At 56.1% G+C, this 296-nt stretch carries 1 pseudogene; it reads right to left on the reverse strand.

From position 1 onward, the window contains the following. A pseudogene (locus tag HK11_RS12425) lies at positions 1-296 on the reverse strand (hypothetical protein); the annotation flags it as partial.

The raw sequence follows: 296 nt of genomic DNA on the forward strand, positions 1-296 counted from the left end.
CACGGAAAGATTTCAGACCATCAGACTGCGCCCAGAGGGCACAGACCAGCTTTTTAAGAGCCGGGAGGTCAGCACCCTGACGCTCCGCCATGCGGTGGGACTGAGAGGTATAGGCAGAACGGGGTTTCTCCTGCGCTGTGGCCGGTATGAGTGCTTTAATCTGCTCAGCCTCACGATTCCTGCCTTCCTGCTCAAGAGCTTTGACAATCGGGCGGTCATGACGTCCGGCGACAGGAGCATGCCCCAGCCTGATTTCTTCCAGTCTTGCCAGTTTCTCTAACCGTATCCAGCTAAAA

The sequence above is a fragment of the Acetobacter sp. DmW_043 genome, assembly GCF_002153485.1.
Lineage (GTDB): Bacteria > Pseudomonadota > Alphaproteobacteria > Acetobacterales > Acetobacteraceae > Acetobacter > Acetobacter thailandicus.